This window comes from Moraxella atlantae NBRC 14588 (assembly GCF_001591265.1).
Taxonomy (GTDB): domain Bacteria; phylum Pseudomonadota; class Gammaproteobacteria; order Pseudomonadales; family Moraxellaceae; genus Faucicola; species Faucicola atlantae.
The window spans coordinates 1-26,314 of sequence record NZ_BCUL01000020.1 but is presented as its reverse complement, the minus strand read 5'-3'; the positions used below and the strand labels follow the sequence as shown (position 1 = coordinate 26,314).

The window sequence follows — 26,314 nt, the reverse complement described above, 5'->3', positions numbered from 1 at the left end:
TTTTTGAAACACTACCAATAAGCGAGCAAGAGGAATACATGCAAGACAATTTCGTTGATTATTTACAACAAAGTGCGGTGCTCGCCAACCTTGAGCCGTATATGCTTAGTATCCTTGCACCAAAAATGCAATTTCGCCAACTTGAGCCGCACGAAGTGCTGATTGAAGAGGGCGAATACATGGATTATCTCTCGTTGGTGTTGGTCGGTGAGCTGGGTGTGATCAAAAACAAGCCGACGGGTGAGCAAATACATATCGAAACGGTATCAGCTGGTAGCTGTTTTGGAGAAATCGTGCTGATTGATAGCTCAATCAGCGCATTTACTGTGCGTGCCAATGAATTAACGGGCATTGCAACACTATCCAAAAAAGCGTTCGAAACCGTGCTATCGGATTATCCACGCGTGGCGATTGAGGTATTGCGCGGTGTCGCACTGATGCTCAGCCTTCGCCTGCGTCAAGTTTCTGAACAGTTATCACAGCAATGTTGATTTTAAATTTTTTGCTTAAAATTTTGACTTCCTCCCCTCCCTAAAGTGAGGGGATTCCTTCTACAAGACGGTCAAGCCCGACCGCAAGAATGTTCTTACTGGCATTGATATCTCTATCATGCCACGTGCCACACTTCGCACAAGTCCATTCTCTTATTCGCAAACCTGCTCTACCTTTCGGACTGTTGCTGTCGATTTGACCGCAACACGAACAAGTTTGGGTAGTGTATTTCTCATTGACGATTTCAAAACGGCAACCTGCGTTCTCGCACTTGTAGGTCAGTTGTCGTTTGAGTTCAAACCAACCTGCGTCATATACGCTTTTGGCTAGTTTGCCTTTTTTACGGCTGAATTGGGTGGTTTTTACATCACCGATCACGATTAGGGCATTGTCTTTGACTAGCCCTGTGGTGAATTTGTGGATGAGGTCTTGGCGTGTATTTTTGATTTTGGCATGGATTGCCTTAACACGCTGTTTGTTTTTTGCTCGTTGGGCGATAGCTAATTTTTTAGCCCATGCTTGGGTCTGTTTGATTTGCAGTTTATCACCTTTTGAGGTGGTGGCACTGTCTTTTAAGCCTAAGTCTATGCCGACACTAGCTGTTCCGCACTTGGTTTTTGGGTAGTCTTTAACGGTGATACAGGCATACCAACGGTTACGGCTGTCTTGGACGACCTCAAGGGTGTTTATTTGATATAGGCTAAGATTGTAGCTATCCCATAAGTCTATAATTAGCTTCTGCCCTTTGGCTAAACTAAGCTGTAAGGTTGATTTTAAGCCTTTTTTACCCGTCTGATGGGTAGCCAGTAACTTGATTGCGGATTGCTTAAATGGAATCCAACCTAGGCTTTTACGCTTTGCCTTTGGGTTGTTGGTTCGCCAGTTAAGTTTAGCCTTTTTGAATTGGCGTCGCGATTTGGCGTGAGTTTCGTTAATCGCTTGTATGGTTTGAGAATGCAAGCCGAGTAGTTCACCGCTGCCTTTGGTGTATTCGTTTAGGTCATAGGCACTAAAGAATTTACCAGTACGTTGTCGGTATTTAAAACTCAAGTCATTGACATAGTTCCACACAAAATTGACCAAACCGCTTAGGCGGTTTAGTTGGTCTGTGTGTTTGTCTTTTATGCGTAGCTTGAGGGTTTTCATGGGGTTAGTTTAACATATTTAATAAGTTTCTGTGTGTAAGCATGGCTTCGGAGTTGCCTTATATCCACTGCCTAAAGTCGCAGGTTTACGGCAACGGATGATAAAAAAATTGCAGTATGGGGCTAACGCTTAGCCCGTGGATGGGCGGTATCATACACGCTGGCAAGCTGAGCAAAGTCTAGGTGAGTATAAAGCTGGGTCGTGCTGATGTCGCTATGCCCTAGCAATTCTTGTACGCCGCGCAAATCACCACTACCGCTGAGCAGATGTGAGGCAAAGCAGTGGCGCAACAAATGCGGGTATAAATCCTGCGCGATGCCTGCGCGTTTGGCTTGTTGTTTGATGCGTAATTGTACGCTACGTGTGGTCAGGCGCGTGCCTTGACGCTCACTGATAAACACGGCAGGGTCATCTTGTTTGCACCACAGTGCACGCAATGGCAAATACGCTTGCAATGCTTGCCAAGCCTTGGTGCCAAGTGGCACGATACGCGTTTTACCGCCTTTGCCTTGCACGCGCACGCGCTGCCCCGAGGGGTCGATATCGGCAAGGTTTAAACCAACCAATTCACTAACACGCAGCCCGCTGCCATATAGCAGCTCGAACATCGCCTTGTCACGCTGCCACAGCCGTGCCGCGTTTGCTTCTTTGGGCGCAGGTTGGTCAAGCAGTTGGCTGATGGTGTCGGTATCTAAAATTTTGGGCAAGGGGCGCGGCTTGCGCTGCATACGCAGTGACAGCGTTGGATTGACTATTATTTGCCCATTTGCCAATAGCCAAGCAAACCATTGGCGCAACACGGTAAGCTCGTGCTGCAAGCTGCGCTCGCTCAATGCGTCGCGCTCAATACGCAGCAGCATAAAGTCTGACATCTGCTGACGTTTAACAAGTTTTACAGGCAAATGTTGCTCATCTAAATATGTCAACAACGCCTGCAGCGATTGACGATAGCTTTTAAGCGTTGCAGGGGTATAGCGCGTGCTGGCAAGCTCGCTAAGCCATGCTTCGGCTAGCTGACGGTTGCTAACGTCAGCTGTGCTGTGCTTGGTGCATGGCTTAGTCATGCAACACGTGAGACCTAGTCGCGCTATTAGTAACGATACGGGTTGTAGTCATCGTTGCGGGCATCATAGCGGTAGATGTCATCGGTATCAGGTTCGGTATCGTAGTCGTGGTGGTCTTGGTAGAGCGTTTGCTGGGCGACTTCGGGCGAAAAACCTGCCCCTGCCATCAAGCCTTCGGGGCTAAACACGCCTTCATAGACAAACGTCGCTGGTCCTGTCATATAAACAGGATAGCCGTCTTGCCAGCGAATAATCAAGCTACCACCATATAGCTGGGCGCGGATATCTTCGCCTTCATCAAGCCAGCCTTCGCGGATGCCCGTCACCACCGCCGCACACGCGCCTGTACCACACGCTTGTGTTTCGCCCACACCGCGCTCATACACGCGCAGACGGATGTGGCGATTGTTCATGATTTGAACAAAGCCAACGTTTACGCGCTCGGGAAACGCAGGGTGGCTTTCAATCGCTTTGCCAAGTTTTTCGACCTCGGCGGTCAGGATATCATCAACCTTGATAATGGCATGCGGATTGCCCATGTTGGCAACATACAGGCTAACAGGTGTGCCCTCGACGTTGAGGCGGTAGGAATTTTGCACCTTGGTGATGGCTTTAGGCGCAAACGGGATATCTTCGGGCTCAAACTTGGGCTTACCCATATCCACTTGCACCCAACCGTAATTGTCGGTCGATAAGGTAATAATACCACTGGCGGTTTCGACACGAATGCGCTGCTTAAACGACAGCTTACGCGCTTGCACAAACCGCGCAAAACAGCGCGCACCATTGCCGCATTGCTCCACCTCGCTGCCGTCGGCGTTAAAAATCCGATAACGAAAATCGACATCGGGGCGTGTGGGTGGCTCAACAATTAGTAGTTGGTCAAAACCGATGCCCAAATGACGATCGCCCAATAGCTTAACCAGCTCACGCGATAGGTTTAAGCGTTGGGTGACCAAATCAATGACCATAAAGTCATTGCCCAGTCCGTGCATTTTGGTGAATTCAATCAGCATTTTTGTTCCTTAAAAATTTTGTTATTTGGCAATATCTTATCATGCGATGGCAAGCTTGATAAGTTGCGTTGTGTCAAAATCCTTAATATGGGCAAAAAACCGCTGAATTTCAATGGGTTAAATTTTGATTGGCTAAGCGTTTTGCTTAACTTTTAACTAACCGTTATTTGACGATCTGCTCAAGTTGCCATAAGCTTTCGACGGTTTCACGCGCGCGGATCAGGTGGGCGGTGCCATCTTGGATCAGCACTTCACACGCACGTGGGCGGCTGTTATAGTTGCTTGCCATCACAAAGCCATACGCGCCTGCGCCTGTTATCGCCAGCACATCATCAGCGGCAAGGCTTAATACACGGTTTTTTGCCAAAAAATCACCTGTTTCACAAATCGCACCGACAATATCCCATATTTTGGCAGGTTGCGCGTCGTCCGTTAGGCGCGCGGGAATCACGCCCATCTCGGCTTGATATAACGCAGGGCGAATCATGTCATTCATCGCGGCATCAACCACCGCAAAGTTTTTGTGTGCACTGGGTTTGAGGATATCTACGCGTGTAAGCAATACACCTGCATTGGCAACCAAGCTACGCCCTGGCTCAAGGTAGAGCTTCATGTCAAGGCGTTTAAGCGTTGGCAATAGATACTCGGCAAACTGCGCCACGCTGACAGGTTGCTCGTCGATATAGCGCACACCTAGCCCACCGCCCAAATCGATATGCTGCAAGTGAATACCCACCTGCACCAATGCCTCAATTAGCTCAACGACTTTTGCCAATGCATCGGCAAATGGCTGCGCGTCAAGCAGCTGTGAACCGATATGACAATCAATGCCAACCACGTCAAGATTGGGCAAACTGGCAGCCTGCTGATACACGCGCAGCGCGTCTTGGTGACTGATGCCAAACTTATTTTCTTTTAAACCCGTCGAAATGTATGGGTGGGTTTTGGCATCGACATCGGGATTGACACGCAGTGAAATCGGCGCACGCTTGCCGAGCTCGCCTGCCACGCGATCGATGCGTGCAATCTCGGCTTCAGATTCAACATTAAAACACGCAATGCCAGCCGCTAATGCGCGCGCGATATCGGCAGGTTGTTTGCCAAGTCCCGAAAATACCACGCGGCTTGGGTCTGCGCCTGCCGCCAATACCCGCGCCAACTCGCCACCTGTGACGATATCGAATCCTGCGCCCAACTGCGCCAATAAGTGCAAAATCGCCAAATTGCTATTGGCTTTAACCGCATAGCAAATCTGGTGTGGCACACTGGCAAAGCTGTCGGTGTACTCACGATACGCGGCCGTCATCGCCTCCGCGCTATACACATAGCATGGCGTGCCAAAACGTTCGGCAAGCGCGTCCAACGCCAAGCCGTCCATATTGAGCACGCCATCGACATACTGTAATGCAGGCAAGTTCGCGGCATGGACAACGGGATCAAGCACAATGGCAGATAGGCTGGGCGAATTAATAGGCATTGCGGTCATCCTGAATCATGGCTGGGTCAAACGGGCTGGCACTGGTCGCTGGTGTGGCAGCAGGCGCGCTGGCAGCATCGCGGGTTTGGGAGGTGGTCTGATACGTCACGTTGGGGTTATTAGCAAGTGATTGGTTGGTCGGCTGAGTGGTTGGGTCAGCGGTGTTAAGCGCAGGGCTTGTGCGCTCAGGCAAGTACAAATCGCCTTTTTGCCCACAACCGATCAACGCCAGCCCCATGCCCACACCCAACGCAAACCGAAGCAAACGGTGTTGTGGTACTGGCAATAAATGATGAAAAAAACCGTTTGGCATACAACCCTACCCAAGCGCGTTGGCTAGCAACTGGCTAAAAATTGCGCGTTTGGGCGGCAATTTGCCACGATCAACGCGCCAAAAACAGTTATTGTAGCGGTTTTTTTGGGCAAAGGCTATGCCGACACGCGACTGCGCACTGTGGGCAGTTTTAGTGTGGCTTGATGAAAGATGGATGTTGTTTAGGATAAATTTTGCCAAGACTTACCAGTCATTTATTCATCAAAAATCAGTGATGATTTGGCTTGACAGCGCCTAGGTTTTGTGGTTTTTTAGCATATATAAATTACACAAATGTTACGGATGAGCACGACATGGCAATGCCCTGCTTGCCTGTGCGATGACTAAAACCGTTTTGATAAATAAAGCTGATAGATAAGGAAGGAACGGCATGAAAAACCCAATTTTGGTACTCAACTGCGGCTCATCGTCGATCAAGTACGCACTGCTTAACGATGATGACACACCACGGATTCAGGGATTGGCAGAAAACTTGGGACTTGATACGGCACGGATTCGCCACACCGACCCAAGCGGTGAGAAAACCGAAATTGCATTGGCAGGGGCAAGCCATCGTTGGGCATTACAAAAAATCTTAGGCTTACTCAAGGATTATGAGATTGCCGCGGTTGGTCACCGTGTGGTGCACGGTGGGCGTGAGTTTTCGCAAGCTGTGTTGGTTGACGACCATGTTTTGACAGAGGTTAAACGTCTAAAGGTGCTTGCGCCACTACACAACCCTGCGCACGCGTTGGGTATTGAGGCGGTCAAGGCATTGTATCCCGATATGCCGCAAGTGGCAGTGTTTGACACGGCATTCCACCAAACCATGCCGCCAAAAGCCTTTCGCTACGCTATTCCCAAAGAATTGTATCAAGAGCATTATATTCGCCGCTATGGCTTTCATGGTAGCTCGCACGCCTATGTCAGCTCACGCGCCGACGCGTTGTCTAACGCCAGTGAAGAGCGCGGATGGATCACCGCACACTTGGGCAACGGCTGCTCGGTCACAGCAGTGGGCAACGGGATCAGCCTTGACACCAGCATGGGCTTGACACCGCTTGAGGGCTTGGTGATGGGATCGCGCAGCGGCGATGTTGACCCAAGTTTGCATTTTCATCTGCACCGTACGTTGGGCTACACGTGGGAGCAAATTGAAACTATGTATAACAAGCAAAGCGGCTTGGTGGGCCTATCGGGTGTGTCAAGTGATATGCGTAGTGTGCAGCAGGCAGCCGATGAGGGCGATGTCGATGCCAAGCTTGCCATTGATGTATTTTGCTATAAAGCCGCGCGTTATATCGCGTCACTAAGCTGTGCATTGCCTGTGTTTACAGGTATTGTGTTCACAGGCGGTATTGGTGAAAACGCGCCACTCATTCGTGCTAAGATTTTGGCAAACTTGCCGCATTTTGGTATTGCCTTTAACGAGGATAAAAATGCAAGTTTAAGCCGCGGCAAAGAAGGTAGCTTTCACCAAGCAGGCAGTCAGCTACAGCTGTGGGTGATTCCAACCGATGAAGAAGCACAAGTTGCCAAAGAAACCAAGGAAGTCTTGGGCATGGCATAGTTTTACTGGGTCAAAATTAAGAAATTTTTAACACTTAAAAAAATATACGGATACAGGATAAACTTATGCAAACCGTGTTATTAATCCCCACAGCGCACAGCATTGGGCTGACGTCAGCGTGTTTGGGCGTGATGCACGCGCTTGACAGCATTGGCATCAAAGCAGGCTTTATGAAGCCATTTTCACAAAGTACCACACCAGCTGCCAGCCACACATCAAGCCAAGCAGACGCGCCAACACTGGCACGGGCAAGCGCGATTATCCAAAACGCGTTTGGTACCAATCCGCCGCCATCGATTAGCCGCCAACGCCTTGAACGTATGTTGGGTAATGCACAGCTTGATGACTTGCTTGAGGATGTCGTTGCGCAGCGGCAAAGTCTTGCCGATTATGACGTGGTGGTATGCGAAGGCTTGATCGCCGATGACACGGCAAGCTACAGCCAGCAGGTCAATGCCGCGCTTGCCAATGCGCTTGATGCCAAGGTGATTTTGGTCAGCACCACCGATGTCGGTAATACGCAGGCGGCAAATACGCTTGCTGATACGCTCGATGTATTTGCACGGGCATTTGGTGGGCTTGCCAGTGAGCGCGTGTTGGGTACGATTTTGATGCGTGTGCGTGGATTGGGCAATGCCGATGATGTTGTCGATCCACCTGCCGCCGCTGGCAGTGCGCGTTTTGATCTTAACGATGACTTTACCCAAGCTGTGCGCCAGCAATCGCCAACATTTGGCGGTGAGCAATTTGCCGTGATTGGCACGGTACCGTTTAGCGCATCACTGAGTGTACCGCGTGCCGTTGATGTTGCTGAGGCACTCAATGCCACATGGCTCAATGAAGGCGCAGCTAAAACTCGCCGTGTGCTTGATACCAAGTTGGTCGCCCGTTCGGTCGCCAATGCTCAAAACCTGTTTCATCGCGGCACGCTACTGGTCACACCTGCCGATCGTGATGATGTCATTATGGCAACCGCACTTGCGGCGATGAATGGCGTGTCACTGGCAGGTTTGGTACTAACAGGTGGTATTCGTCCAAACGACAACGTCTTACAGCTATGCCAAGGCGCGTTTAAAATCGGCTTACCTGTGATGACTGTCCCCACTGATAGCTACCAAACCGTGCAAAATTTGGTACAAGCCAACTACGAAATTCCTGCCGATGACCAAAAACGCGCATTGGATGTCGCGCAATTTGTCGCCGCGTACTTAGATTTGGACTGGCTTAAAACCAACTTTAGCCAACATCAGCAAGCACCACGCTTATCGCCGTCGGCATTTCGCCATCAACTGGTCAAAACCGCACAAGCTGCCAACAAGCGCATCGTTTTGCCTGAGGGTAGCGAACCGCGCACCGTGGAAGCCGCCATCATTTGCCAACGCCGCGGTATCGCCAACTGTGTGCTACTAGCTGTCCCCGATGAGGTGCGCAAGGTTGCCGCAGATCGTGGGCTTGAAATTCCCGATGGTTTAGAGATCATCGACCCTGCGCCATTGGTTGAGCGTTATGTTGCGCCGATGGTGGAACGTCGCAAAGGCAAACTTGACGCTGCACAAGCGCAAGATCAGCTACAAGATACGGTGGTGTTGGGCACGATGATGCTACAGCTGGGAGAAGTCGATGGCTTAGTCTCAGGCGCTGTGCACACAACCGCCAACACCGTGCGCCCTGCGTTTCAGCTGATTAAAACCGCACCACAATATTCGCTGGTGTCATCGGTGTTCTTTATGCTGTTGCCTGAGCAAGTGGTAGTATACGGCGATTGCGCGATCAACCCAAACCCCACCGCTGAGCAGCTAGCAGAGATCGCCATTCAATCGGCGCAGTCTGCCAAAGCGTTTGGTATTGAGCCCAAAGTTGCTATGATCAGCTACTCAACGGGCGCCTCGGGCGAAGGTGCGGACGTGGATAAAGTACGCCAAGCCACCGAGCTTGCGCGCCAACAAGCGCCTGACTTGCTAATTGATGGTCCGCTACAATACGACGCGGCGTCGGTCAAAAGTGTGGCAAAATCCAAAGCACCGAATTCACCTGTGGCAGGGCAAGCCAATGTGTTTATTTTCCCTGACCTCAACACAGGCAACACAACCTATAAGGCAGTCCAACGCTCAGCAAACGTCGTCAGCGTCGGTCCCATGCTGCAAGGTCTCAACAAACCCGTGAATGACTTGTCGCGCGGTGCTTTGGTTGATGACATCGTGTACACGATTGCCTTGACCGCAATTCAAGCCGCGGATACGGGCAAATAAATGACCCGTTTTACCAACTTCACAAACGCGGATAGCGGCACCGCGCCGTTATTCGTGTTGTGTTGATAGTATGACCATCCCAACCATTCGTGTATGGCTTGGCGGTTCATTTGATCCCGTGCACGTTGGGCATGTGGCTATGCTGCAACATGTGTATCAGCGTTTGCGCCAAGCTGCGCCCCACGCACCGATTAAGGCAAGTTTTTTACCGACTGCAGGTTCACCACTCAAGGCCAGCCCAACGGCTAATGCCCATCGGCTTGCCATGCTGCAACTTGTTTTAGCCAAAATACCGTACTTGACACTTGATGACAGCGAGATCCACCAACCGCCGCCTGTCTATACTATCAACACATTAATCACGTTTGCCAAGCGTTACCCCAATGATATACGTATCTTCGTCTTAGGTGATGATAGCGCGTCAAATCTTGCGCGCTGGCGGCGTGGTGATGAACTGCTTGACTGGGCAAATTTGTGGATTATTGCGCGAGCAGGTCAAAACGACGCGGCGACACCATCCATTGATAAAGCCTTAAGACAATTTTTTTCGCCTCAACAAAATATCATTGCTGAGCAAACGCTTGACTTGATAAATACCCACAAAAACCTTATTTTAATAGATGACTTTATGCCGCCAACAACAGCCAGCCGCGATATTCGCGCATGGCTGGCTGATCTTGGGCAAGCCAATCTTGCACCAACTGACCATGCCATGTCACGCGATGTGCTGCTGACAAACCTGCATAACGCCCTACCCCCTGCCGTTTTGGCATACATTAGGCAGCACAATTTGTACGGGGTAAATTGCAACTTACCCACCCACTTACTGTAGGTTATTATTTATTTTTACTAAGGAACTTGTTAGCCTATGAGACAAAACCAAACCACTTCTACCGCCAAATCCAACGCGCGTGTTGATGCGTGCCTTGCCGTGGTTGCCGATGCGCTTGATGATTTAAAAGCCAAAAATATCACCGTGCTTGATGTGGCGCAGCTTACCGATGTTACCGAACGCATCGTCATTGCCGAAGGTACGTCAAATCGCCACCTAAAAGCCCTTGCCGATAACGTTGCTGTCAAAGCCAAGGCACAAGGTTTTTTGCCATTGGGTGTTGAGGGGCAAGGTTTGTCTGACTGGACGCTGATTGATTTGGGCGCGGTGGTGGTGCATGTCATGATGCCACAGGCGCGTAAGTTTTATGATTTAGAAGGCTTGTGGGGCGCGCAAGCGGTCAAGCAGTTGGCGTAAATATAAAAAACGGCAAGAAATTTTCTTGCCGTTTTTGTTTTTTGCTGTCTGTATTAAGCCGCTTGTGCCACTTGCTGATCCGCGCGGCGCATATACGCCTGTAATAGCACAATCGCGATGATATAGGCGATTTGCGCGATAATCGTCTGCACGGTGGGATAAAAACCCAACCACTCGATCGCAGGCAAATTGACATGGGTCATGCCCAAATGCTGCGTGAGTTGCAACGCATGCAAACTTACGCCCAAAATCTTAAAGCCCAAGAAATAAATCACCCAAGTGAGTGCCTGGAACAGTTTGGGAATGGGCAAGCGCACGGAAGTTTTGAGTAGCACAAACGCAACCACCGCCAACAAAACCAACGCCATACCGATGCCAAGCCAAAAGTTTTGCATGGTGATATTCGGCAACACGCCAACATAAAATAAAATCGTTTCCGCACCTTCACGAAATACCGACAAGAAGCTCAGTGCGAACAGCGAGGTAAAGCCGCCTGCCGTCAAAGCCGCCCCCATATGACGTTGGATATAGCGGTTCCATGATTTGACCGAGGCTTTGCTGTGTAACCATGCGCCAATGATGATCATCATTATCACCGCAAAAATGCCAACATAGCCTTCAAACATCTCACGATTCGCGCCCGATGTCGCTGACGGGAATAGCTGCTGCAATGCCAACGCGGCAGCGACACTTGCCAACAGCCCTGTCACCACGCCGCCATAGACCCATTTTTTACCGCGTGGTTGGTTGGCAGCCGTCAATGCCGATAATAGCGCGATAACGACCAACAACGCCTCTAAGCCTTCACGTAGTAAAATCAACATGGAATCAAGCGCGGTGTATTGCGCTGTGGGGTTGATTTGAGCAAGTTCGTTGATTAAGGTTTGTAGATTGGCTTGTTGCTCAGGTTTTTGCCCATTTGCCATGATGATAGGGACTTGGCTTTCTACACGGTTGTACAATGCAGGGTTACGTGTGCTGACGTCGCCCTCAATACTTGGCCACAGCGCGATAAATTCGCCCAACTTGGTTTGACCTGTGGCATGATCACCTGATTGATAGGCGGCAAGTCCATCGCGCAATAACTGAATACCACTGTCAAGAGTCGCGCCTTGTGGTACAACGGCTTCGGCGGTGTCACCTGCGTTGTAACTGTCCAAATTTTGTTTGAGATTTGCCAGTTGGGTTTGGATTTGGGTATGATTGACAGGGTTAGATTCAATCGACACGCGTATCAGCGCAAGCGCGGTTTCGATTTTGCCATAATGCCCCATGCTGGTGTTGCGTACAACGCGTTCGTGCGCCAGCCAGGTACTATACAGCTGATCATAAGCAGCGCGTAGTTTGGCAATATCTTGCTCACCTCCGTTGGCAACTTGGGCAAACTGCTCATAAGCAGGCACGATTTTGGCAGCAAATGCCTTGCGTTTGGCAGAATAATCAACAGGATTTTGTTCTTTTTCAAAGGCGTATAACGCGCTTGATGCTGCCGATAGGTTGTCGCTGGTTGGATTTTGGGTGGCGGTGGTGATGGCTTGCGCTGCTGTTTGCCCAAGTTGTGATGATGTGGTGTTAAGCGCATCAAATTCGCTTTGCACTTGGCGCATAATGGTTTGCGCGTGTGCGGTATCACCTGCCTTGATTGCGCCCATCGCGTCAGAGAGTTGAATAAAAATCGGGCTTAGGTTGAGTTTTTTGTCGGCTGCTTGTTTATTCGTCTCGGTGCTGGCTGGTGTCGTCACTTGGGTCGGCTGGCTTGCGGTTGTGACAACGCTTGCACTTTGTGTATCGGGCTGTGCGGCAGCGGCATGGTTGAATGTACCAAGTCCACCGACTGCCAACGCGCCTGCCAACGTGAGGGTTTTACCAAATTGGGTGAATGTCATGATTTACCTTGCTTTATACCAATAAAGTGGTTGTGAGGTGCTTATAGCTACGTGAGCGTATCGCCAAACAGGATGAGTTCAGCTTAAGCCAGTTTTTCGGCTTGTTCAAACAGTGACTGCCCGATATATTCCCCCTGCTGCACGCCTCCAAAACAGGCAAACAGCCCACTGCCGATATGCGTGGTGTATTCATTCATTTTATCAAGCCGCCCAAGGGCATTTTGAATACCGATAAACTGCGCAGGGCTTTTTTGAAAGGAGATAAACAGCAGCCCTGCGTTAAATTGCCCTGTTTTAGGATCAATACCACTGGCATATGAATATGAACGGCGCAAGATGTGTAAGCCTGTGCGCTTAGCAAGACTCATGTGCGAAATTTCTGGAATCAGTGGCTTGCCATTGGGCGCGCTGGCATTGACATCAAAGTCATCAAACTCACCTGTTTTGCCGATGGCCGCACCTGAATCACGGTGCCGCCCAAAGGTTTCTTCTTGCCCTTTAAGTGAAGTGCGATCCCACGTTTCTAGGTGCATTTGGATCAAACGCACGACCAAATAGGTACCATCTTTGAGCCAACCTCGGTCAATCCAGATATTGTCATTCGGTGCTTTGATGGTGTTTTGGTTTGCCGTGCCATCTTTGAACGCAAATAGATTGCGTGGGGTTTCATTGCCGCTATCAAAGCTGACAAAACCCATTTGACTCCAGCGCATGGTGATATTGGAACGCGCTTGGCGTACCAACTGACGCACGGCATGAAACGCCACTTGCGAATCTTCTGCGCACGCCTGAATACAGATGTCACCGCCTGCTAGCTCTGGGCGAATTTGGTCACGTGGAAACGCAGGCAGGCTGGCAAACTCGGGTGGTGCCAGTTTTTCCATGCCCAGTTTTTTCAAAAAACTTGGGCTGATACCAAACGTGATGGTCAAACCATACGCGCCCAAACTGTCCGCCTCGCCCGTATCGACAGGTGGAACAAACGGACTATCGCCGTATGGCTTGATATTGTCGCCTTGGGTCAGTCTTGCCGCATACTCTGTCCAATCTTTGAACATTTGGACAATCGCCGCGCGGTCGGTGGTATGCAAATCAAGCACCAAAAAGTAGTTTTGGCGTTGAGTCGGTGTGGTGATGCCCGCTTGGTGTTGTCCATAAAAATCGTATTGGCTATCGGCAAAACAGTTTTTGGTACTATTGGCATCACTGCCTGCGTGTTTGGGATTTTCGTTTTTATCAGCAACTTGACTGGTATTGGTGGCTGTGGGATTATCATTGCTTGCGCTTGACGCGGTATTTACTGCCGCTGTGCCGCCAGATTGACTTGTAGGCTGACAAGCCGATAAACCCAATGCACCTGCTGCACCCGTCGCACCGATTACCCCCAAAGACGTTAAAAATCGGCGGCGGTCTAGGCGTGGTGTGTCAGCATTAAATGTTTGATTGGTGTGTTGGCGCAAGTCAGTTGGTATGCCTTCGCTATTTGCCTGTTGATTTTGCCGTGTTGCCATATCTGTTACCTCTTTATTAACCACTACTTTCACCAACTTACCAATGTAGCCCTATTTTGGCTTTATCTGCCCACGTTTTATAAAATCACACCCATCCGTGCCAATGGCTCGCCCAATTTATTGACCGCTTCTGCCAGTGCCTTGGTGTCCTCAGGCTTAAGTTCGGTATAAGAGACGTAGTCATTGGTACCGATCTTGTATTGATCCAACAAGGCATCAACTTGGGCAAAATGCGTTTCAAGCTCGGTCACCAGTGCTGGGTCTTTGGCTTGGATTTTAGGCTTTAAAATCTCAAAAATCTTTTTTGCCCCGTCAATATTGGCGCGAAAGTCGTACAAATCGGTGTGCGAAAAAATCTCTTCCTCGCCTGTGATTTTGCTAGTAGACACTTCATTGAGCAAATCCACCGCACCTTGCACCATCAAGTCACCATCGACATCTGCGGTGGGTATTTTGGCGCGTAGCTCTTTGATATCAGCAAGCAGTTGATCGGCGTATTTCTCAGTACCTTTGGTGGTGTTTTGTGTCCACAAGATTTTTTCGATGGCGTGAAAACCTGTCCAAATCTCATCAGGCTCAAGGTCTGCCTCGCGGTTGTCAATGCGTGGGTCAAGATCGCCAAAACTTTCGGCGATTGGCTCAGAGCGTTCGTATGGCATACGCGCGATGGGGTACAATGCCTTGGCTTCTTCAAGCTTGCCTTCTTTTAGCAAGGTGGTGAATCTTTCGGTATCAGCAAGTAACTGGTCGATCTGCCCTTCTACCCAAGCTTTGTACTCAGCGGTTTCGGCAGATAGATCCACCGTACTGGTAGTAGTGCTGGCATTGGCTGATACTGGCGCGGAAGCAGCTTCGGCTGTGGCAGCAGTGGCATCAGGTTTTTGCTGACAACCTGTTGCCAATAGCACCGCGCCTAATGTACTTGCCAACGCCCATTGATTCAATCCTTGTTGCCAAATTTTTCCCTGCTTTACCATTACCATCACCATCACCTATTAAAAAATGCGTCATATTCAGCCAGTTATTATAATTTAGATGATAATAGTTATCAATACTTACCGAAAAAATTTAGCATTTATTGCTGATTAGCATTTATGAAACATAAAAAAATCACCAAATGCAAAAAACCATCTGTGACGAACAGATGGTTTGAAAAGAGGATTTGGCTTGTGTTTAGCCGAATTTACCCTCGATATAATCTTTGGTTTCTTTACGTTCTGGGTTGGTAAAGATTTTTTGGGTAGGCCCCATTTCCATCAAATCGCCTAAATACATATACACCGTATAGTCTGAAACACGCGCCGCTTGCTGCATGTTGTGCGTCACAATGGCGATGGTGTATTCGTGTTTTAAGTCATTGATCAAATCTTCAATCGAACCTGTTGAGATTGGGTCAAGTGCTGAGGTCGGCTCATCAAGCAGCAAAACCTCTGGACGCGTTGCCACACCGCGTGCGATACACAGACGCTGCTGCTGACCACCCGATAATGACAAGCCTGATTCGCGTAGCTTATCTTTGACCTCATTCCACAATGCCGATTTTTTGAGTGCCCATTCTACACGCTCATCAAGCTCTGCTTTGTTCAATCGCTCATACAAACGCACACCAAACGCGACGTTGTCATAAATTGACATCGGGAACGGGGTCGGCTTTTGGAACACCATGCCCACGCGCGCGCGCAGTAGGTTTAAGTCCACCGATTTGTCCAAGATGTTTTGACCATCAAGGTTAATTTCACCCGTAGCACGCATACCAGGGTATAGGTCATACATACGGTTAAATGTACGCAATAGCGTTGATTTACCACAGCCTGATGGCCCGATAAATGCGGTAACTTTTTTGTCGGCGATGTCTAAGTTGATGTTTTTAAGCGCGTGAAATTTGCCGTAATAAAAATCCAAGTTACGGATTGCCATTTTAGCAGGCGTGCCGTGAGCCGCTGCGTCATGGACTGCTGCACCATTAGCTACTGTCATGTCATTAGCTTGCATATTAAATCCCTATTTGATCGATCTGTCTGATAAAATGTTTAACCAATTTGTCGCCGCTTATTAGTTAGACTTTTGCTTACCGCCCAACAAGCGCGCGATGATGTTAAGTGCCAATACCGCAAGCGTGACCAGCAACGCACCTGCCCATGCCAATTGGTTAGATGACGGATAAGGCTGGCTGGCATATTGATAAATCACGTTGGGCAAGTTTGCCATCGGTTGGCTCATGTTGGTACTAAAGAATTGGTTGTTAAGCGCGGTAAATAATAGCGGTGCGGTTTCGCCCGAAATCCGCGCAAATGCCAACAGCACACCTGTCATAACCCCTGTTTTAGCCGCGCGCAATGTTACTGAGCTGACCAGTTTCCACTTAGGCGTGCCTAGCGCGTAACCTGCTTCACGCAAAGTGTTCGGTACAAGGCGTAGCATATTTTCGGTGGTACGCACAACAACAGGAATCACAAGCAACGCCAACGCCATAGCACCTGCCCAACCTGAGAAGTTACGCCCTTGTACCATCAAGGCAAAGATAAACAAACCAATGACAATCGATGGTGCTGACAGCAAAATGTCATTCATAAAGCGTGTCACCTTGCCAAGCCAACTGCCTTCAGCAAACTCTGCAAGATAAATACCTGCCATGATACCAATCGGTGTACCCACCAATAGCCCCAAACCTGTAATCATCACCGAACCAACGATCGCATTACGCAAACCACCGACATCATTGGGCGATGGCGTATCTTGGGTAAAAATTGGCATGGTAATCATTGCATGTGCACCAGCGGTGAACAGCTTAATCAAAATCAGCCCCAAAAACACCAAGCCAAACACCACCGAACAGCCTGCAAAGATCAGCCCTAGCGTGTTATAACCCTGACGGCGTTTATAAAGTGCATTATTACGTTCCATACAATCTCCTAAGCCGTGCGGCGTGGTTATTTTTTGCCTTGGTTTTGGTCCATACGCGCCAACATGATCTTAGAAATCACCAGCACGATAAAGGTAATGATAAACAACAAAAAGCCCAAGTGCAGCAGCGATGACTGGTGCAAGCCTTCTGACTCAGCAAACTCATTGGCAAGTGATGAGGTAATCGACACACCTGACTGGAACAAACTTGGGCTGATGTTGTACGCGTTACCAATCACAAACGTCACCGCCATGGTTTCACCCAACGCACGCCCTAGACCCAAAATAATACCGCCGACCACACCTGCTTTGGTATAAGGCAACACAACTTTGGTCATCACTTCCCACGTCGTCGCCCCTAAGCCATACGCTGATTCTTTGAGCATCTGTGGCGTGATTGCAAACACGTCACGCATCACCGACGCAATAAATGGAATAATCATAACCGCCAAAATCAAACTGGCAGTAAACAGACCAATCCCCATCGGCGCGCCTTGAAATAGCTTGCCAATCACAGGCACATCGCCCAAATGCTCAATCAACCATGGCTGAATATATTTACCAAACCATGGTGCGAACACGAAAAATCCCCACATACCATAAATAATTGACGGAATACCTGCCAATAGCTCAATGGCAATCCCCAACGGACGCTTGAGCCAACCTGGGCATAGCTCAGTCAAAAACATAGCAATCCCGAAGCTTACGGGCACTGCAATACAAATCGCGATTACCGAGGTCACAAGCGTGCCGTAAATCGGTGCCAACGCCCCATACACATCTGAGCCCGTATCCCATTCTGAGCTGGTATAAAACGACAGCCCGAACGCCTTCATACTTGGCCACGCGCCCCAAAACAATGAAACCAAAATACCGCCGAGCAAAAGCAATACCAAAAACGCAAACAAGCGAGTGGCATTGACGAACAGCCAGTCATAACGCTGCTGCTTGGCTAATTGTGCTTGTAAATTCGACATAACCCACGTGCCTTCAAAAATACTGGAAAAATGGCGAAAAAAATGATTAAAAACGCCTACAACCTATGTGTGAAGCGCGCAATTAGCCTGCGCCAATTTCATTTAATCAAAAAAACATTTAATCAAAAAAAAGCGTAGAGCCGACATTGACAAGTCTGTATTGCTCTACGCTTGACTGCGAGAAAATATCGCCGTTACGTTATTTCCTCCGCTTTATGTCATATAGATCTGCTTCACATCAAACCAAGATTACTGCGCTGAGGCAGGGGCAGCAGCTGACGCTACAGCAACAGCAGTGTTATCGCCCATAGTCGCTGAGCTGGTGTAAACAGGCTGACCGTCTGCACCCACCACTTGTTTCCAGCTATCGCGGAAGGCAGCTTTACTGGCTTGACCAAACGGTACAAAGTCAAGTGATTTTGCCGCGTCATCGCCATTGGTATATGCCCAGTCAAAGAACTCTAGCACAGCCTTGGCTTTGGCAGGGTCGGTTGGTTTTTTATGTACCAAAATAAAGGTTGCCGCAGAGATTGGCCACGCGTTGGCATCGGCTTGGTTGGTTAGCACGATATTAAAGCCAGGTGTATTTGCCCAATCAGCGTTACCTGCTGCTTCAAAGGTTTCGGCAGATGGCTGAACAAAGTTACCAGCTGCATTTTTCATTTGGGTATATGCCATGTTGTTTTGCTTGGCATAGGCGTACTCAACATAACCGATTGAGTTTTTGGCACGCATCACGTTACTTGCCACGCCTTCGTTACCCTTACCACCTGCACCCGTGGCTGCAGTTGGCCATTTGATTGACGCATCTGCGCCAGGACCTGCTTTCCACTCTGGTGATACAGATGATAGATAATGCGTGAAGTTAAAGGTTGTGCCTGAACCGTCTGAACGGAAAATCGTGGTAATTGGCGCATCTGGCAATGTCACACCTGGGTTTAGCGCGACAATCGCTGGATCATTCCATTTGGTGATTTTGCCCAAGTATATGTTTGCTAGCGTGGTGCCGTCAAGTTTTAATTGACCAGGTTGAACGCCGTCGATATTCACCACAGGCACTACCCCACCGATTACGGTTGGGAACTGGATCAAGCCGTCTTTTTCTAGGTCTTCTACTGACAATGGCTTGTCTGATGCACCAAAATCTACGGTATTAGCAACGATTTGCTTGATACCACCTGATGAACCGATTGATTGGTAATTAACTTGCCCACCTGTTGCGGCTTTATAATCACCCGACCATTTGGCATAAATCGGTTGTGGGAATGATGCACCTGCGCCAGTGATGGTTTGACCAACGGCTTGGTTACCGCCTGCAGGCGCAGTGGTGTTAGCGGTATCAGCACCTGTGGTTGCGGCGGTATTGCCGTTGTCGGCTGGTTTGTTACCACAGGCAGTTAGTGCCAATGTAGCAGCGACGATTGCGCTTAGCAATGAATAACGCATGGGAACTCCTTAATATATAATGTTCGTGTGCATACAAATATCCCAAAGCAGGATATTTAGAATAGATGACAGAATTGTGATGTTAAGTAAACAACTTTAAAGAAACACGCAAAATTGTGCATATTTTTACAATAAAGTGTGACATTATTATGACAAAAATGTGACAGAGTCAATATCAGAGCAATTTAGTCGGGTTTTTTGTAAGCAAATTTTTCATAAGCGCACGGCGTCGCCTAAAACTTTATTTGAACTTTTTTTGGATCGTATGACATCGTAAAATCAACTTGTCCAGATAGACACAATTCCAGCTAGACCCAATGTTTGCCGTTACAAAAAATTTAATATTTTGCTTGTTATCTTTAAAATTTACTTTATACTGGCGGTCAGCTTGTCAAGGATTGCCGTGCGCAATCGGCATCTATTCGGCATCTATAATGATGCACCGCATTATGTTAAGTCTGTTTTGAAGTATATTTGTGTATCCTTTTTTCCTAGATTTTGATTGATGTTGTTGGCGTATGCTCGGTCAAACTATGATTGCAAACTATGATTGTTTGACGGCTGTGATACGCGTTAGATACAAGCTGAGCGACGAGCGTGATTTTCATGACAACGGCTCGTTATGATTTAGGACGCTCAAATTTGAGCAGAGATTGGATACTGGCATGTCAAATACAGTCAGCGGTACGGTAAAGTGGTTTAACGAAGCCAAGGGTTTTGGTTTTATTCAACAGGATAATGGCGGCAAAGATGTGTTCGCACATTTTAGCCAGATTGCAGGTTCGGGTTTTAAAACTTTGCATGAAGGGCAACGCGTGTCATTCACGGTTAGCAATGGTCAAAAAGGCGAACAGGCCAACAATATTGTGGCGCTATAACTTGACGTGATCGGCTCAATCTCAACCGCCGATCAGGTAAAAAATAAAAGGCAAATGACATTCGTTTGCCTTTTTTTGTGCCTTGTATCTTGTTTATTTTTTCTTTTACCATACTTAAAACCGCTATTGGCTAACGGCTGTGTCCACTGCAGGCAATTCGGTCATATCCCAACGCGGCAAGCAGCTGACCGCCAAATCATCGTGTTGACCTGAGCGCAAACGCTGCCAACCAGCAAATGCAATCATCGCGCCATTATCGGTGCAAAGCGCAGGCGGTGCGTAATATACCGTGCTGTCGATGGCGCGCAGCTGCTGTTGTAGTGCCTGACGTAAACGCGTGTTGGCACTCACCCCACCTGCAATCACCAGGCGGCGCATACCCGTTGCCTGTAATGCCTTGCGACATTTTTTCACCAGCGTATCCACGACGGCATGCTCAAAACTTGCCGCGATATCTGCACGGGTTTGTTGGTCGGCAGGGTTGTTGGGGTCAGTTGGATGATGGGCGATTAAGTTATGCACGGCGGTTTTCATACCGCTAAATGAAAAATCCAACCCCTGCCCTAGCATTGGGCGCGGCAAGTCATAGGCATGAGGATCGCCATGCTGGGCAAGTCGTGAGATATTGGGCCCACCTGGATAGGGTAGTTGCAGCATTTTGGCGGCTTTGTCAAAACACTCGCCTGCCGCGTCGTCGATGCTTTGCCCCAATATCTGATAACGCCCGACGCCCTCGACAGCCACCAGTAGCGTATGCCCACCCGAAACCAGCAGCGCGACAAACGGAAATGCAGGCGCGTCTGCTGACATCAATGGTGCCAGTAGATGCCCCTCCATGTGATGCACGCCGATTGCAGGTATGTCAAGAGCATAGGCAAGGCTGCGCCCAAATAGCGCGCCCGTCATCAATGCGCCAACCAGTCCTGGCCCTTTGGTATAGGCAACGGCATCAATATCGCGCTTGCTAAGCCCCGTTTGACTAAGCAGCTCATCGAGTAGCGGTACCAACTTGCGAATATGGTCACGGCTTGCCAATTCTGGTACCACACCGCCGTAAGTGGCATGCAGCTCGATTTGGCTATACAGTACCTGCCCAATAATACCGTCGGCTGGATTGAGCGCATTGCCATCAAAAATTGCCAAACCAGTTTCATCACAAGAGGTTTCTAACCCCAATACGCGCATGGCTGCTTCCTTTTTTATTCAATATCACAGGCTAGTATAAGGGCAGAACGGGCAAATTTCAGCCTACAACGGGTTAAAACAATAACACCAGCTTATACGAATGGCTAAGGTAGGCGGTGATTGGTGTCGGCAGGCATGGGTGGTTTGATGCCATCGTTGGCGATGATGACATCCATGGTCAGCCCATGCGCAAATGGCTCAGCAAACACATAGGTATGCCGACTTGGCTCAATACGCGGTGTGGTGTGGATGATAAATTCACTGGTTTTGCCTGCGGTAAGCTCATGCGAAACATACGCCGTACCGATTTGGTCAAGCACTTTATCCAACACCTCATTGACTGCCATGCCCACGGTGAGATTATAGCGCGCGCTGTTGGCATCAACGTGGTACGCATCGGCATAGGCTTGCACAGGCTTGCTATCAAGTGCAAATGGGTAGTCAAACGTATTTTTGTCCACCGCGGTGACGCCCGAATCAATTTTTGTCCAATCTAGCACTTGCGGCAAGCGCGCGTTGGTCCCAGCGGTGGCAACTTGGGCAGATGCGTGGGCTATACTAGCAACGGGGGCAGAATCGGCAGAGCTAGTAGCTGCCGACTCTTGGGCAGGTTGGCACGCGCTTAACATGCTTGTGATGATACATAGCCATAGCAAGCGCGGACGGTACAAGCTTGGCACAGCACGCATTATGCCGTGACCTCGGTGGTACTGACGGGGACGCTGAATAAATGCCGATTGGCGCGGCGTTCGATGACGCGGAAAATCGCGATAAATACCGACGCTAAAATCAAATACAGCACACCTGCGGCAAAGTACATCTCAAGCGTGGCATAGTTTTTGGCAATTAAAGTTTTGGCTTGCCCCGTCAAATCCATGATAGAAATTGTCGAAGCCAACGCGCTGCCTTTGAGCATAAAAATCACCTCGTTGCTATAGGCAGGTAGCATAATACCAAATGCGCGCGGCAAGATGATACGGCGTAGCTTTTGGCGGTATGACATGCCAAGCGCATCTGCCGCCTCATTCTCCCCTTTAGGAATGGCTTTAACCGCACCGCGAATAATCTCTGCTGTATAAGCGGCGGTGTTGAGCGTGAAAGCGACGATCGCCCAAAAATACGGCTTAGCAAGCACCTCATCCCACAGCCAACCTTGCTTCATACTATCGGGGATAAATGGCCCGATACCATAATAAATCAAGAAAATCTGCACAAGCAGCGGCGTACCGCGAAAAAAGAACATATACACAAACGGCAACGCGGCGACATACGGACGCTTAGATAAACGCGCCAATGCCAACGGCACCGCAAGCACCAGCCCCAAAAGCCCTGATATCACCACCAAACCGATAGTCACCAATGACGCATTTAACAGCGCAGGTAGGCTCTCCCAAATGACTTGCCAATTCCACGACATCTTAATTCCCCATCGCTGTCAGTTTACGGTCGGTTGTTTGGCGGGTCAAACGTTTGGCATAACGCTCGGCAGGGTCATTGTACCACTCTAATGCCATCAAAATCGCGGTGATCACCACCGTCATCAATAGATAAATACAGGCCGCTGCCAAATAAAACGTAAACGGGCGCTGGGTGGACGTTGCCGCCACTGTCGATTGGCGCATCAAATCATCAAGCCCAACCACCGATACCAGCGCGGTGTCTTTAAGCAATACCAAAAACAAATTGCCCAGCCCTGGTAACGCAATGCGCCACATTTGCGGCAAGGTGATGCGCCAAAAAATCTGCCACGGACGCATACCCAAAGCCTGCCCCGATTCACGTTGCCCCGATGGTATTTCTTGAAACGCCATGCGAAACGTCTCGGTGGCATACGCGCCAAACGCGAACGACAACGCTGCCACACCTGCCCAAAACTGGCTAATTTCGACATAATCGGTGTAGCCAAAGTTTTTCAGCAGTGCCATCAGCAGCATAGAGCCGCCAAAATAAATAAACAGCACCGACAACAGCTCAGGAATACCACGCACCAACGTGGTATATGCCGTTGCCAATCCGCGCAGTACAGCAAAGCGCGATAACTTAGCACTTGCACCCAATAGCCCCAACAACAGACCAATAGCAAGGCTGGTGAGTGCAAGCTTGATGGTAATCAGCGAACCGCTTAGCAATAAATGCCCATAGCCTTGTAAATCAAACACCTGTTTGCCTCTGCTGTCTGTCTATTGGTTGATGATGGTCCATGGTCAAAATCACGGTTGGCTTGTGCTGCCAGACGTGGCGGCTGGTGCTGCTGATGCAGCAGTGACCGATGAGGCCGCCGAATCATGCGCTGATAGACCACCAAAATGCTGCTGTACAATTCGGTCATACGTGCCGTTGCTGCGAATGGCTGCCAATGCGCTGTTGATCTCACCTTTGAGCGGATCGCCACGGCGCACCGCAACCGCCAATTTATCTTGGATATCAATTGGCGCACCTTTTTGGCTAAAGCCTTGACCCGATGGCGTTTGTAGCCACACCAATGCAGGCGCACGATCCGCCACCATGGCATCAGCACGACCTGCTGCCAAATCCATAAATGCATTGTCAAGCGTATCATACAGCTTGACGTTGGCATTTGGATGCTTGTTAGCAAGCCACTGCGCCGAGATTGTCGAACGCTGCGCGGTCAGGGTATGGCTATCAATTTGTGCCGTATCATCGGGGTTAAAGGTGCTGTCATCACGCGCCAAAAACACCAACATATTATCAAAGTATGGCTCGGTAAAATCCACCTGTGCCGCGCGCTCAGGCGTAACCGACATCGCCGACACAATCGCGTCGTATTTGTGCGCGTTTAGTGCAGGGATAATGCCATCCCAGTCTTGTGCTTTGATTTCACATTGCGCTTTAAGCTCAGCACATAACGCCTTGGCGATGTCCACATCAAACCCATCCAAGCTGCCATCGGCATTGGTGTAATTAAATGGACGATACGCGCCCTCGGTGGCAATCCGCAGCGTGCGGCCAGTTGCTGCGTTGGCCGTACTGCCATTTTGTGTATCAGCTTGCCCTGTAGGCGTGCTGGCAGGCTGACACGCGCCTAGCAACATCGCACACAGTGCGCCCACCATCAGCGGCTTGGCAGTATGCGTGTTTGGTGAGTGTTTTAGCCCAAAACGTGTGAATAAATTCATTGCGTTCATGTGTCAGTCCTTGACGGGTCGGGTCAATCAAAGTATTTGCCGTTTGATAGCATCTGATTTATTGATGAATATCGGCAAAATATTGATGGTACAACTTGTCGTATTTGCCATTGGCTTTAAGCGCAGCGAGCGCGTCGTTAAACTGCCCCACCAGTGGATCGTTTTGGCGCATGGCGATGGCAATTTTGTCATCAATTTTAATTGGTTCGCCTTTAACTTCAAAGCCTTGTCCGCGATCGGTGTTTAGCCAATGCAAGGCTGGTGCGCTGTCTGACAACATCAAATCCGCCCGTCCCGATGCCAAATCAAGATAAGCGTTTTCTTGGTTGTCGTAGCTTTTGACCACCGCATTGGGAAAGTGTGCGGCAATATAGTCGGCGGCAGTGGTAGCACGCTCAACAGCAATGGTTTTACCTGCCAAATCATCTGCGCCTTTATCCACGCCTTTTTTGCCAAGAATCACCAAGTTATTAATAAAGTACGGCTCACTAAATGTCACCACCTCGCGGCGTGTGGGCGTATCTGACATACTTGCCATAATCGCGCTGTATTTTTGCGCCTGTAGTCCTGGAATCAGCCCATCCCAGTCTTGTGAGATGATCTCACAACGGATTTTGGCTTGCTCACATAGCTCATGGGCAAGGTCAATCTCAAAGCCGACCACATTACCCTGCGCGTCTTTGTAGCTAAATGGCGCATAGCTTGATTCAGTGGCAATGCGAATTTGCGGCCAGTTGGCGTTATCGGCTGCACTGCCAGATGCACTTGCGGCAGGTGCGTTTGCCGCGCTGGTTGCACCAGAGTCTGTTGATTTTTGGCACGCACTCACGCCAAACGCCGCCACACCTGCTAATAATCCCGACAGGCACATACGCTGCCACGTTGGTGACACTCGATTAATTTCCATGACCTTCATACTCACCACCTGTTGTCCAATTATTGCGCAAAGTGTTGCTGTTGTAGCTTGTCAAGCTGACCGTTATTTTTGAGCGTCGTCAATGCCTGGTCAAGCTCACCTTTGAGCGCATCATTGCGACGCACCGCAATGGCGATATTATCATTGTTGTCGATTTCATCGCCCATGATGGCAAATTTGTCATGGTTTTGCTTGAGCCACTCAGACGCGGTGACTTTTTCTGCCAGCACACTATCGACACGCCCTGATTTTAAATCCATAAACGCGTTGTCATACGTGTCATACAATTTAAGATCATTATCGGCTTTAAAATGGTCTTGCAAGTACTGCCCCAATGTGGTTGAACGTTGGGTTGCCAGTTTGTAGCCTTTGATATTGGCAGGGTTAAATTTACCCGTCGTCGGCGCCAACCACACGATGGTATTTTTGTAATACGGTTGGGTAAAATCCACCTGCGCAGCGCGTTCTGGTGTGACCGACATACCCGACACAATCGCGTCATATTTGCCTGCCAAAAGTCCTGGAATGATACCATCCCAATCTTGCGCAACGATTTGGCAATCGGCTTTGAGCTCAGCACAAACCGCCTTTGCCACGTCCACATCATAGCCTGCTAGGCCGCCATCGCTGTTGGTGTAATTAAATGGTTGATACGCGCCTTCGGTGGCGATACGGATTTTTTTACCACTGGTCGCTGTGCCATGGGTGGCAGATGCAGCGGCATCGCTGGCGGCATCATTGGCTTGTTGGCACGCGCTGACGCTGACAGCGGCAACACACAACGCCACACGGGACAAACGCCCGAGTTGTTGCGCCGAACGCGCGGCATACGACATCACAGACATACTCATTCCTTGCTTGCCCAATGGGCGTGATTGATAAAAATACA

At 49.4% G+C, this 26,314-nt stretch carries 26 protein-coding genes; 6 read left to right on the top strand and 20 right to left on the bottom strand.

All coding sequences use genetic code 11. From position 1 onward, the window contains the following. Positions 1–491 (top strand): cyclic nucleotide-binding domain-containing protein (locus MA2_RS09035; RefSeq protein WP_306303892.1); only part of this gene is annotated, 491 nt, incomplete at its 5' end. A gap of 40 nt (positions 492–531) precedes the next feature. On the opposite strand, the gene MA2_RS09030 is transcribed toward MA2_RS09035, so the two are convergent. The 6 genes from MA2_RS09030 to MA2_RS09005 all read right to left on the bottom strand — a co-directional run bounded on the left by MA2_RS09030 (position 532) and on the right by MA2_RS09005 (position 5,709). Beyond that, positions 532–1,638, bottom strand: a complete 1,107-nt coding sequence (locus MA2_RS09030; protein WP_067059069.1) for an RNA-guided endonuclease InsQ/TnpB family protein — start codon at positions 1,636–1,638, stop codon at positions 532–534. Positions 1,639–1,760: 122 nt separating this feature from the next. Then, a complete protein-coding gene (locus MA2_RS09025) occupies positions 1,761–2,702 on the bottom strand; it encodes a tyrosine recombinase XerC (protein WP_067059067.1) in 942 nt (313 codons plus the stop codon). A 26-nt stretch (positions 2,703–2,728) separates the two neighbouring features. After that, positions 2,729–3,718, bottom strand: coding sequence for a diaminopimelate epimerase (gene dapF / locus MA2_RS09020; RefSeq protein WP_373279767.1), 990 nt, complete (start codon positions 3,716–3,718; stop codon positions 2,729–2,731). A gap of 163 nt (positions 3,719–3,881) precedes the next feature. Continuing rightward, on the bottom strand, positions 3,882–5,204 hold the full coding sequence (gene lysA, locus MA2_RS09015) for a diaminopimelate decarboxylase (protein ID WP_067059065.1): 1,323 nt from the start codon (positions 5,202–5,204) through the stop codon (positions 3,882–3,884). Then, positions 5,185–5,508, bottom strand: coding sequence for an LPS translocon maturation chaperone LptM (gene lptM / locus MA2_RS09010; RefSeq protein ID WP_067059060.1), 324 nt, complete (start codon positions 5,506–5,508; stop codon positions 5,185–5,187). The genes lysA and lptM overlap by 20 nt, the downstream gene beginning before the upstream one ends. A 6-nt stretch (positions 5,509–5,514) precedes the next feature. Next, positions 5,515–5,709: a hypothetical protein gene (locus tag MA2_RS09005; RefSeq protein WP_067059058.1), complete on the bottom strand. Its 195-nt coding sequence runs from the start codon at positions 5,707–5,709 to the stop codon at positions 5,515–5,517. 190 nt (positions 5,710–5,899) lie between these two features. Between MA2_RS09005 and MA2_RS09000 the strand changes: the two genes are divergently transcribed. From MA2_RS09000 to rsfS, 4 genes are all read left to right on the top strand, one after another. Next, positions 5,900–7,078, top strand: coding sequence for an acetate/propionate family kinase (locus MA2_RS09000; protein ID WP_067059056.1), 1,179 nt, complete (start codon positions 5,900–5,902; stop codon positions 7,076–7,078). A 65-nt stretch (positions 7,079–7,143) separates the two neighbouring features. After that, on the top strand, positions 7,144–9,327 hold the full coding sequence (gene pta / locus MA2_RS08995; protein WP_067059054.1) for a phosphate acetyltransferase: 2,184 nt from the start codon (positions 7,144–7,146) through the stop codon (positions 9,325–9,327). A gap of 70 nt (positions 9,328–9,397) precedes the next feature. Next, the gene (locus MA2_RS08990; RefSeq protein ID WP_067059052.1) at positions 9,398–10,159 is read left to right on the top strand and encodes a nicotinate-nicotinamide nucleotide adenylyltransferase; all 762 of its coding nucleotides are present in this window, start codon (positions 9,398–9,400) and stop codon (positions 10,157–10,159) included. A 36-nt stretch (positions 10,160–10,195) separates the two neighbouring features. Further along, entirely contained in the window at positions 10,196–10,576 is a 381-nt protein-coding gene (gene rsfS / locus MA2_RS08985) for a ribosome silencing factor (protein WP_067059050.1), read from the top strand. A 53-nt stretch (positions 10,577–10,629) separates the two neighbouring features. Here rsfS and MA2_RS08980 read toward each other — a convergent pair whose 3' ends face one another. From MA2_RS08980 to pstS, 7 genes are all read right to left on the bottom strand, one after another. Then, a complete protein-coding gene (locus MA2_RS08980; RefSeq protein ID WP_067059048.1) occupies positions 10,630–12,462 on the bottom strand; it encodes an FTR1 family iron permease in 1,833 nt (610 codons plus the stop codon). Positions 12,463–12,545: 83 nt separating this feature from the next. Continuing rightward, entirely contained in the window at positions 12,546–13,973 is a 1,428-nt protein-coding gene (gene efeB / locus MA2_RS08975) for an iron uptake transporter deferrochelatase/peroxidase subunit (RefSeq protein ID WP_079352220.1), read from the bottom strand. Between the two features lie 77 nt (positions 13,974–14,050). Then, the gene (gene efeO, locus MA2_RS08970) at positions 14,051–14,956 is read right to left on the bottom strand and encodes an iron uptake system protein EfeO (RefSeq protein WP_216634238.1); all 906 of its coding nucleotides are present in this window, start codon (positions 14,954–14,956) and stop codon (positions 14,051–14,053) included. A 190-nt stretch (positions 14,957–15,146) separates the two neighbouring features. Further along, positions 15,147–15,950, bottom strand: coding sequence for a phosphate ABC transporter ATP-binding protein PstB (gene pstB / locus MA2_RS08965; protein WP_067059075.1), 804 nt, complete (start codon positions 15,948–15,950; stop codon positions 15,147–15,149). Positions 15,951–16,025: 75 nt separating this feature from the next. Further along, entirely contained in the window at positions 16,026–16,877 is an 852-nt protein-coding gene (gene pstA, locus MA2_RS08960; RefSeq protein ID WP_079352219.1) for a phosphate ABC transporter permease PstA, read from the bottom strand. Positions 16,878–16,903: 26 nt separating this feature from the next. Next, positions 16,904–17,854: a phosphate ABC transporter permease subunit PstC gene (gene pstC, locus MA2_RS08955; RefSeq protein WP_067059045.1), complete on the bottom strand. Its 951-nt coding sequence runs from the start codon at positions 17,852–17,854 to the stop codon at positions 16,904–16,906. A 249-nt stretch (positions 17,855–18,103) separates the two neighbouring features. Further along, entirely contained in the window at positions 18,104–19,300 is a 1,197-nt protein-coding gene (gene pstS, locus MA2_RS08950; RefSeq protein WP_067059044.1) for a phosphate ABC transporter substrate-binding protein PstS, read from the bottom strand. A gap of 665 nt (positions 19,301–19,965) precedes the next feature. Between pstS and MA2_RS08945 the strand changes: the two genes are divergently transcribed. Further along, positions 19,966–20,178, top strand: a complete 213-nt coding sequence (locus MA2_RS08945) for a cold-shock protein (RefSeq protein ID WP_067059043.1) — start codon at positions 19,966–19,968, stop codon at positions 20,176–20,178. Positions 20,179–20,301: 123 nt separating this feature from the next. Here MA2_RS08945 and tsaD read toward each other — a convergent pair whose 3' ends face one another. The 7 genes from tsaD to MA2_RS08910 all read right to left on the bottom strand — a co-directional run bounded on the left by tsaD (position 20,302) and on the right by MA2_RS08910 (position 26,261). Then, a complete protein-coding gene (gene tsaD, locus MA2_RS08940; protein WP_067059042.1) occupies positions 20,302–21,363 on the bottom strand; it encodes a tRNA (adenosine(37)-N6)-threonylcarbamoyltransferase complex transferase subunit TsaD in 1,062 nt (353 codons plus the stop codon). Between the two features lie 104 nt (positions 21,364–21,467). Continuing rightward, entirely contained in the window at positions 21,468–22,052 is a 585-nt protein-coding gene (locus MA2_RS08935; RefSeq protein ID WP_067059041.1) for a hypothetical protein, read from the bottom strand. Then, complete coding sequence (locus MA2_RS08930; RefSeq protein WP_067059039.1) at positions 22,052–22,780, bottom strand: ABC transporter permease; 729 nt, start codon at positions 22,778–22,780, stop codon at positions 22,052–22,054. The genes MA2_RS08935 and MA2_RS08930 overlap by 1 nt, the downstream gene beginning before the upstream one ends. 1 nt (position 22,781) lies before the next feature. Next, positions 22,782–23,522: an ABC transporter permease gene (locus tag MA2_RS08925; protein WP_067059038.1), complete on the bottom strand. Its 741-nt coding sequence runs from the start codon at positions 23,520–23,522 to the stop codon at positions 22,782–22,784. Between the two features lie 51 nt (positions 23,523–23,573). Then, complete coding sequence (locus MA2_RS08920; protein WP_067059037.1) at positions 23,574–24,500, bottom strand: transporter substrate-binding domain-containing protein; 927 nt, start codon at positions 24,498–24,500, stop codon at positions 23,574–23,576. 67 nt (positions 24,501–24,567) lie between these two features. Next, positions 24,568–25,416, bottom strand: a complete 849-nt coding sequence (locus MA2_RS08915) for a transporter substrate-binding domain-containing protein (protein WP_067059036.1) — start codon at positions 25,414–25,416, stop codon at positions 24,568–24,570. Positions 25,417–25,445: 29 nt separating this feature from the next. After that, positions 25,446–26,261 (bottom strand): transporter substrate-binding domain-containing protein, encoded by an 816-nt coding sequence (locus MA2_RS08910; protein ID WP_067059074.1) that lies wholly within the window; start codon positions 26,259–26,261, stop codon positions 25,446–25,448. Positions 26,262–26,314 lie beyond the last annotated feature (53 nt).

Coding starts and splice junctions, on each gene's coding strand:
- MA2_RS09030 (WP_067059069.1), bottom strand. CDS start 1,638: ATGAAAACCCTCAAGCTACGCATAAAAGACAAACACACAGACCAACTA.
- MA2_RS09025 (WP_067059067.1), bottom strand. CDS start 2,702: ATGACTAAGCCATGCACCAAGCACAGCACAGCTGACGTTAGCAACCGT.
- dapF (WP_373279767.1), bottom strand. CDS start 3,718: ATGCTGATTGAATTCACCAAAATGCACGGACTGGGCAATGACTTTATG.
- lysA (WP_067059065.1), bottom strand. CDS start 5,204: ATGACCGCAATGCCTATTAATTCGCCCAGCCTATCTGCCATTGTGCTT.
- lptM (WP_067059060.1), bottom strand. CDS start 5,508: ATGCCAAACGGTTTTTTTCATCATTTATTGCCAGTACCACAACACCGT.
- MA2_RS09000 (WP_067059056.1), top strand. CDS start 5,900: ATGAAAAACCCAATTTTGGTACTCAACTGCGGCTCATCGTCGATCAAG.
- pta (WP_067059054.1), top strand. CDS start 7,144: ATGCAAACCGTGTTATTAATCCCCACAGCGCACAGCATTGGGCTGACG.
- MA2_RS08990 (WP_067059052.1), top strand. CDS start 9,398: ATGACCATCCCAACCATTCGTGTATGGCTTGGCGGTTCATTTGATCCC.
- rsfS (WP_067059050.1), top strand. CDS start 10,196: ATGAGACAAAACCAAACCACTTCTACCGCCAAATCCAACGCGCGTGTT.
- MA2_RS08980 (WP_067059048.1), bottom strand. CDS start 12,462: ATGACATTCACCCAATTTGGTAAAACCCTCACGTTGGCAGGCGCGTTG.
- efeB (WP_079352220.1), bottom strand. CDS start 13,973: ATGGCAACACGGCAAAATCAACAGGCAAATAGCGAAGGCATACCAACT.
- efeO (WP_216634238.1), bottom strand. CDS start 14,956: ATGGTAATGGTAAAGCAGGGAAAAATTTGGCAACAAGGATTGAATCAA.
- pstB (WP_067059075.1), bottom strand. CDS start 15,950: ATGACAGTAGCTAATGGTGCAGCAGTCCATGACGCAGCGGCTCACGGC.
- pstA (WP_079352219.1), bottom strand. CDS start 16,877: ATGGAACGTAATAATGCACTTTATAAACGCCGTCAGGGTTATAACACG.
- pstC (WP_067059045.1), bottom strand. CDS start 17,854: ATGTCGAATTTACAAGCACAATTAGCCAAGCAGCAGCGTTATGACTGG.
- pstS (WP_067059044.1), bottom strand. CDS start 19,300: ATGCGTTATTCATTGCTAAGCGCAATCGTCGCTGCTACATTGGCACTA.
- MA2_RS08945 (WP_067059043.1), top strand. CDS start 19,966: ATGTCAAATACAGTCAGCGGTACGGTAAAGTGGTTTAACGAAGCCAAG.
- tsaD (WP_067059042.1), bottom strand. CDS start 21,363: ATGCGCGTATTGGGGTTAGAAACCTCTTGTGATGAAACTGGTTTGGCA.
- MA2_RS08935 (WP_067059041.1), bottom strand. CDS start 22,052: ATGCGTGCTGTGCCAAGCTTGTACCGTCCGCGCTTGCTATGGCTATGT.
- MA2_RS08930 (WP_067059039.1), bottom strand. CDS start 22,780: ATGTCGTGGAATTGGCAAGTCATTTGGGAGAGCCTACCTGCGCTGTTA.
- MA2_RS08920 (WP_067059037.1), bottom strand. CDS start 24,500: ATGAATTTATTCACACGTTTTGGGCTAAAACACTCACCAAACACGCAT.
- MA2_RS08915 (WP_067059036.1), bottom strand. CDS start 25,416: ATGGAAATTAATCGAGTGTCACCAACGTGGCAGCGTATGTGCCTGTCG.
- MA2_RS08910 (WP_067059074.1), bottom strand. CDS start 26,261: ATGTCGTATGCCGCGCGTTCGGCGCAACAACTCGGGCGTTTGTCCCGT.